At 68.0% G+C, this 5,448-nt stretch carries 7 protein-coding genes; 5 read left to right on the top strand and 2 right to left on the bottom strand.

Annotated elements, in window-relative coordinates:
- A partial coding sequence (locus VNN10_12200) for a hypothetical protein (GenBank protein HXH22780.1) occupies window positions 1–324 on the top strand: 324 nt, incomplete at its 5' end.
- 1 nt (window position 325) lies between these two features.
- Here the strand turns inward: VNN10_12200 and VNN10_12195 are convergent.
- Window positions 326–961, bottom strand: a complete 636-nt coding sequence (locus VNN10_12195; protein ID HXH22779.1) for a hypothetical protein — start codon at window positions 959–961, stop codon at window positions 326–328.
- 180 nt (window positions 962–1,141) lie between these two features.
- On the opposite strand from VNN10_12195, the gene VNN10_12190 reads away from it, so the two are divergent.
- The 3 genes from VNN10_12190 to VNN10_12180 are packed head-to-tail and all read left to right on the top strand — an operon-like array spanning window position 1,142 to window position 3,486.
- Window positions 1,142–2,077 (top strand): COX15/CtaA family protein, encoded by a 936-nt coding sequence (locus VNN10_12190; GenBank protein HXH22778.1) that lies wholly within the window; start codon window positions 1,142–1,144, stop codon window positions 2,075–2,077.
- Complete coding sequence (locus tag VNN10_12185) at window positions 2,074–2,994, top strand: heme o synthase (GenBank protein ID HXH22777.1); 921 nt, start codon at window positions 2,074–2,076, stop codon at window positions 2,992–2,994. Before VNN10_12190 ends, VNN10_12185 begins: the two co-directional genes overlap by 4 nt.
- A 30-nt stretch (window positions 2,995–3,024) precedes the next feature.
- Window positions 3,025–3,486 carry a cupredoxin domain-containing protein gene (locus VNN10_12180; GenBank protein ID HXH22776.1) on the top strand — a complete coding sequence of 154 codons (462 nt, stop codon included), beginning with the start codon at window positions 3,025–3,027 and terminating at the stop codon, window positions 3,484–3,486.
- 68 nt (window positions 3,487–3,554) lie between these two features.
- On the opposite strand, the gene VNN10_12175 is transcribed toward VNN10_12180, so the two are convergent.
- On the bottom strand, window positions 3,555–3,848 hold the full coding sequence (locus VNN10_12175; GenBank protein HXH22775.1) for a hypothetical protein: 294 nt from the start codon (window positions 3,846–3,848) through the stop codon (window positions 3,555–3,557).
- Between the two features lie 338 nt (window positions 3,849–4,186).
- On the opposite strand from VNN10_12175, the gene VNN10_12170 reads away from it, so the two are divergent.
- Window positions 4,187–5,320, top strand: a complete 1,134-nt coding sequence (locus VNN10_12170; GenBank protein HXH22774.1) for a citrate synthase — start codon at window positions 4,187–4,189, stop codon at window positions 5,318–5,320.
- Window positions 5,321–5,448: the final 128 nt, after the last annotated feature.

Raw genomic sequence — 5,448 nt, 5'->3', positions numbered from 1 at the left:
GTCGGGCGGGGCATGCTGGACCCGACGGACGTCCTCCTGGCCCACGCTGTGCCCGACATCATCACCGTCGAAGTGAGCTCTCGCGACGGCCGGCGCCTGGCGTATGGCCGGCAACTGGCACGCACGCTGGAGTCGCCGATGTGCCGTCTCACCCGTCAAGGCGACAGGATCACTCGCGAAGACATCTGGCCGACCGAAGCCGACTATGGCCGGCCGGTCCTGCTCCCAGGCGGCGAGGTCGGCATCTTGCTGTCGTGGTGGAACGCCGATGACCACCTGGAGTGGCGCTGGCAGGTCGAGTTCTACAACTCCCGCCGCAGCTAACTCAAGGAGCGCGGATTTCGATGGCGGCGCCGATGTCTTGGAACGTGACCTCGACGCGCGTGGGGCCATCGTGGTAGGTGAACGTGCGCACGAGGTCATCGTCGGCCAGACAGAACTCCGCGGCGGACGACTGGTATCGCGAGCAGCCGTTACCGGCTCCGGCCGGGCTGAAACCGCCGGCGCCGGCCGCGTCGCGGAGCCGCGCCATGACCTCGTCGACCGAGAAGGGCAGGAAGCTTGGCTCGGCTGCCTGCCAGGGCCCGCCGGCCTTCACGTAGCGGGCGCGGCCGATGATGATCACCTCGAAGGGGACGCTGCTGGTCACCCTGACATGGATCCGGTCCGGTGCGGCGAAGGCGAACTCCCCGGTGATGCGGTCGCCGCCCGGCGTGTCCGTGACGACTGCGGCGCGGAATCCGCGTGCTGCTAGCAACCGGGCTGTGGCAGCCTCGACGGGCGGGAGAGCGGCAGCGCGCGGCGGCGCCGGTACGAGGGTGGCGGTCGGCGCAAGGACCACGGGTTCGCCGGGCGGCGGCTTGTGGGCGCTCGCAGCCGTGTCATCGCCGCCGCAAGAGGAGGCCGTGACCGCGAAAAGGAAGGCGGCAACGGCTAGCGCAAGCCTGGCTGCCAGGAGCAAATCGGGCTCCTTCCGGGCCGCGGGACCGGCGCCTGAAGGCGCCGTCCGCCCTTGACTCAATCGGGGGGTGGCCATAGGCTGCCTTTGAGCGTCGCGTCACAAACCGCGTGGCCGACGCCTGTGTCTTGAACAAGGCGGCCGGCGGGACGCAATGCATCCCTCTAGACTTCTCGGCACTTCATGACCGGATTCCAGCGCCTGTGCATCGCAACTACGGCGCTCGTTTTCGTGCTGATCGTCATCGGCGGCACGGTGCGGGCCACGGATTCGGGCCTCGGTTGTCCAGACTGGCCCCGTTGCCACGGTAGCTTCATCCCCAAGTGGGAGAAGCACACGCTCATCGAATACACCCACCGGCTCGTCGCATCCGTGGCCGGCCTGATGGTGTTTGCCATTGCCGCCTGGGCCTGGAAGTCCTACCGCCACGTGAGGTCGATCTGGTACCCGGCGTCCGCGACCGCCGTGCTGTTGCTGGTCCAGGGCGGCCTGGGAGGGATCACGGTGATCCAGGAGCTGCCGCCGGAGATCGTCACCGTGCACCTGGCGACGGCGCTGACGCTCTTCGCCCTCCTGGTGCTGATCACCGTCGCGGCCGTGGCCCAGGACCTGCGCATCCGTCTGCCGACAGTCGGCCCCGGCGTGGTGGCCTTTACAGTCGCCGCCTCGGGCCTGACTCTCGCGACCATGCTCCTGGGTGCTTACGTGGCCGGGGCAGACTACAGCCTGGCCTGCAGCGGCTGGCCGCTGTGTAACGGCGAGATCGTGCCCGACCTCTCGCTGACCTCGGTGCAGCTCGTCTTCATCCACCGGCTGCTGGCCGCCGCGCTCGGCGTTTCGCTCATCTGGCTTGCGTTCGTGGCAGCGCGCAGCGGGGCGGAGCTACGGCTTCTGGCTACCAGCGCCCTCGGCGTTTACGTAGCCCAGGTGCTCGTGGGCGCCGCGAACATCTGGACGCAGGTCGCTGACCTGGCCCAGATCGCCCACCTGGGCGTCGGCACGGCGCTCTGGGGCATCCTGGCCTACCTGAACATCCGCATCTTCGGCCTGCACGAGGCCCTCGATGTCCAGCGGCCGGCAGGCGCGCCCGCGGGCGACCTGGCGAGGCTGGCACGATGACCGCGCCCGCGGCGCCCATCGCGACCGCCGGCGTGCAGATCGCCGGCCTTCGGCAGACTATCGGCGCCTACATTGCGCTCACCAAACCGCGGATCATCGAGCTCCTGCTGGTGACGACGCTGCCGGCGATGTTCGTCGCCGCGGGCGGGTTCCCTGACCCCTGGCTGGCAATCGCCACCCTCGCCGGGGGCGCCGTCGCGGCTGGAGGCGCCAACGCCATCAACTGCTACCTCGACCGCGACATCGACGCGATCATGCGCCGCACACGGCGGCGCCCGATCCCCTCTGGTCAGATCCCGCCGCAGCGCGCGCTGATCTTCGGGGTCTCGCTGAGTGTCATCGCCTTCGTCTTCCTGTGGGCGGCCGTCAACCTGCTGACCGCTTCGCTCGCGGTGAGCGCGATCCTGTTCTACGTCTTCGTTTACACGCTCTGGCTGAAGCGCTCGACGGTCGAGAACATCGTCATCGGCGGCGCTGCCGGGGCGGTGCCGCCGCTCTGTGGCTGGGCTGCCGTGACGAACTCCCTGGACGCGGCGCCGCTAATCATGTTCGCGATCGTCTTCCTCTGGACGCCGCCGCACTTCTGGGCGCTAGCCATCGGCTACACGTCCGACTATCGGAACGCAGGCGTCCCCATGCTCCCGGTCACGAAGGGCGCGGTCGAGGCGCGGCGCCGCAGCCTGGTGTATGCCGTCGCCACGGTAGCCGCGACGCTGAGCCTGGCGCTCACCGGGGACGTCGGCGTCTTCTACGTGGCCGCGGCCCTGGCGCTGGGGGCGGTCTTCCTGTGGCTGGCCTGGCAGCAGATGCGGCAGGCGACAACCAAGGCGGCGATGGCCCTCTTCCGCTACTCCCTAACCTACCTGGCGCTTATCTTTATCGCGATGATGCTGGACCAGTTCGTGAGGTTCACCTAGGCGGGACGTCCGCCGAGCCGAGGAGGGAGAATGCCGCAGGTCCCCAACAACGTCAAGTTTGGCGTGCCGCTGATGGTGGTCTCGTTCATCGTCTTCTCGCTCGCCCTGTGGGGCGGCGCGCAGCTCATCAAGAGCGACGAAGCGGCGGCGACGGACGGTGCCGCCGACGGAGGCGGCGGTGGCGGCGGCGGGCCGGTATCGGTGACGGTTGTGGCGCGCAACCTGCAGTTCGACAAGCGCTCCCTTACGGCGAATGCCGGCGCCCCCTTTTCGGTGACGCTGGACAATCAGGACGCGGGCGTGCTGCACAACATCGCCTTCTACACGAGCCGGAGCGCTACCCAGGCGCTCGTGCCCAACCAGTCGGTCGGCGAGCTCTTTGCGGGCGTGGCCAGCCGCACCCTGACTTTCACACCTCCGCGCGCCGGCAGCTTCTTCTTCCGCTGTGACGTCCACCCGGACACGATGACGGGGACGTTCACGGTACGCTAAGGCGGCAGGACAGGAACGGCGACGGCCGGGCATCATGCCCGGCCGCTTCGTTTCTCAGAGGGCTCCGGTCAGGCGACGCGCGTCGACTTCGCCTTCTTCTTGAGCTTGAGGGCCTTCTCTCGCTTGTAGGCGATGAGGCTGGCGACGTTGGACACGCCGATCGTCAGGGGCGACACGTCTTCGAGATACACGGGGCCCCGGCAGCGTTCGCAGCGCAGACGGTCGCCCGGGCGCGGCCGCTCGCCGGTGTAGCCTGGCCGGGGCACGAAATTGCTCACCCTTAGCGGCGCGTTCTTCGGCCCGATAATCTGGCCGCTGACGTGGCCGCAGTAGTAGCACTTGACGTCCGCTGTCACCTGCATCCCTGTTCCTCCACTCGGGCTCCAAAGGACGGCGCTTCCATAACCGTCAAGGATCAGTTTCGGCAGGAGGCGGGCCGGGTTTATACCCGCGAGAGATCCCGTGATCAGGGATGCGACCGCGAGGCTGGACCGGACGCACCTGGCGCGGAAAGCGTGGTCTGCCCGGCGCCGGCCGTAGCAGGGCCGATTCCTTACGCCTATCGCTACTCGCTATTCGTATCGGGTGATATAATCCCCGTGGCTCCAGGGTTGGAGCCCAGCGGTCCCCACCACGTACTCCTTACCCTGGGCACTCCAGGGTATTTTGCTGGGCTAAGGTCACTTTTTCGGAGGACGCAGTGAACGACACTCTTGCCCGCGGGCTAAAGGACGTAGTCCTCGACACGACGGAGTCGAGCTACATCGACGGTGAGCGGGGCATCCTCCTCTATCGCGGCTACAACATCCACGACCTGGCTGCGAACTCCTCCTTCGAGGAGGTGACCTACCTGCTCCTCCACGGTGACCTGCCGACTGAGGAGGAGCTGAACAGCTTCAAGAAGCGCCTCAAGGCCCAGCGCGGCCTGCCGAAGCAGGTCATCGAGGTCATCCGGCTGGTGCAAAACGCCCACCCGATGGACGTCCTCCGCACCGGAGTCTCCGCCCTTTCCGCCTTCGACCCTGACACCGAGGACATGTCGCGCGAAGCGAACCTGCGCAAGGCGGAGCGATTGACGGCGCAGGTGCCGACCATCGTCGCCGCACATGAGCGCGTACGCCGGGGCCTGGAGCCGCTGGAGCCTCGAGACGACCTCGACCACGCGGCGAACTGGCTGTACATGATGACGGGCCAGACGCCGAGCCCGGAGGCGGTCGAGGCGATGGACCTCGACTTCCTCCTGCACGCCGAGCACGGCGCGAACGCCTCCGCCTTCGCCGCGCGCGTGACGGCCTCGACCCTCAGCGACATGCACTCGGCGATCACGACGGCGATTGGCACGCTCAAGGGGCCGCTTCACGGTGGCGCCGCCGAGGCCGTGATGAAGATGGCGCTCGAGATCGGCACGCCGGAGCGGGCGGCGGAGTACATCCGCCAGCGACTGGACCGCGGCGAGCGGATCATGGGCTTCGGCCACCGCGTCTACCGCGCCGAGGACCCGCGCGCCCGCCACATGCGCGAGCGCTCGCGCATCCTGGGCGCGAAGCTCGGCCACGAGGAGTGGTACAAGCTGCTACAGGTTGTCGAGCAGGAGATGCAGCGCTACCAGTCGCGCGGTATTTACGTGAACGTGGACTTCTACGCCGGCTCCGTGTATCACCTGCTGGGCATCCCGGAAGACATGTTCGTGCCGATTTTCGCCATCGGCCGCGTGCCCGGCTGGTGCATCGAGATCCTCGAGCAGTACGACAACAACATGCTCATCCGCCCGCTTCTCAAGTACGTCGGGCCGATGAACCAGAAGTACGTGCCGCTGCACGAGCGGAAAAACTAGGTCACCTCAAGTCAACTTCACGACGAGGCGGGCAAGCGCCCGCCTCCTTTCGTCTTAGCGGCGGGGGCGGCCCCCGCGTCGCGCTGGCGCCGGCGCGGCGTCGCGGCGGGCGCGGCTGGGCTGGACGC

It is taken from the genome of Dehalococcoidia bacterium (genome assembly GCA_035574915.1).
Lineage (GTDB): Bacteria > Chloroflexota > Dehalococcoidia > DSTF01 > WHTK01 > DATLYJ01.
The sequence above is the reverse complement of the archived record's forward strand: the minus strand, read 5'-3'. Positions and strand labels throughout refer to the sequence as shown.

Coding starts and splice junctions, on each gene's coding strand:
- VNN10_12180 (HXH22776.1), top strand. CDS start 3,025: ATGCCGCAGGTCCCCAACAACGTCAAGTTTGGCGTGCCGCTGATGGTG.
- VNN10_12190 (HXH22778.1), top strand. CDS start 1,142: ATGACCGGATTCCAGCGCCTGTGCATCGCAACTACGGCGCTCGTTTTC.
- VNN10_12175 (HXH22775.1), bottom strand. CDS start 3,848: ATGCAGGTGACAGCGGACGTCAAGTGCTACTACTGCGGCCACGTCAGC.
- VNN10_12185 (HXH22777.1), top strand. CDS start 2,074: ATGACCGCGCCCGCGGCGCCCATCGCGACCGCCGGCGTGCAGATCGCC.